Raw genomic sequence first — 1,316 nt, 5'->3', positions numbered from 1 at the left:
AACCACCAAAGCTTGGCAGGCGGATAGGAAAGTAGTGCAGAGTCCTCTATTTCAGATTGGGCTATCTGGTATTTTGACTGTGGCAACTGGTGGACTGTCTGCAACTAAAACAATAACTAAGTTTGCAATAGGAGCAGCAAGTGGCGCTTCAGGTATTGGCATCACGAACTTTCTCCTAAAAGCTGTAGACTATGCTCATGGAAGGTGATATGGTTGAGGAAAATTCTTAGACTTGTATTAAATCACGCAAGATTTTTCTTCGATACTTTTATCGATGTAGAAAACAAAATATGGACATACTTATTGTTTACATTGTTTGATGTTATTTACCTTTATAAATTCACTAACATGTACCCTATTTTCGGATATGATATACCACATTTGAATATTTATCAAAAAATCCTGCTTATTATTATTTGGATATTGTACATCGGTTATCCGATGGATATTTACATAGAGAAAAAGAATATTAGTAAAAAAAGAGCCATATTTTTCTCCGTGATTTTTATATATGAGATTCCAAATTTCACAAATATTCAGCTCTTTCTCTTTGCAGGTAAGGGAGATGTTGTATATAGAGTCATAATATACTTTCTTTTCATGGCAATTGTTATACTAATTCATCCATTAAACAAAAAAAGAATTTTATTTAGGAAATAGTGTATTGGAGGGATAGTGCGAAAACTAATGCTTGACGATCGTTTAGAAAGTTTTGTGACGAAGGCGGTAGATTATGCACATGGAAAATAATTTGCTTTTCAAACCTTCTATTTGGTTTGTTGAAAAATGTTTGAATTTCAAAGGTACATCTATTTTTGCAGTAATTCTTTCTCTGTTTGATATGTATTTGATAATTGAAAAAGCAAATTTACCTACCGCATCTCCTGATGGAAATGCTCCTTTGTGGATAAAAATTGTTTGGACTATAATGTTAATTTACTTAGCTACTGGCATAGAGGTTATCTTCAAGAATGAAAAAATGAATAGAAGTAGGGGAGCTGGTTGGATATTTGCAATTTTCATCGAATACATTTGTATAACGACAGTGATCTGGTCTGTGATACTTTACATATTTTACGGAAACAGGGATGTACTTAACAAAGGGCTAAAATGGATAATAATATATTTACTAATACTTGTATTAGTACATCCGCTGAATAAAAAGAACATAATTTTTGTTATGATGAAAAATAAAAAAAGACGTTACTTTTGAAAGTTTTGTAAAAATATAAGAAAGTAGGCTTTTTCAAAGAAAAACTTGATATGTTCAAATCACGTGAATTACCAATATTATGGTGCTAAGGGATAAAGAAGAC

General features: G+C 31.6%; 1 protein-coding gene. It reads left to right on the top strand.

What is annotated here, in order from left to right:
• Positions 1 to 733: 733 nt before the first annotated feature.
• Positions 734 to 1,213 carry a hypothetical protein gene (locus AS157_RS04640; protein WP_077289962.1) on the top strand — a complete coding sequence of 160 codons (480 nt, stop codon included), beginning with the start codon at positions 734 to 736 and terminating at the stop codon, positions 1,211 to 1,213.
• The last annotated feature ends 103 nt before the right edge of the window (positions 1,214 to 1,316 follow it).

Source organism: Thermosipho sp. 1244 (genome assembly GCF_018588215.1).
In the GTDB taxonomy this organism is placed as follows: domain Bacteria; phylum Thermotogota; class Thermotogae; order Thermotogales; family Fervidobacteriaceae; genus Thermosipho; species Thermosipho affectus.
Note: the sequence above shows the minus strand (reverse complement) of the source record. Positions and strands in the feature narration are given on the sequence as shown.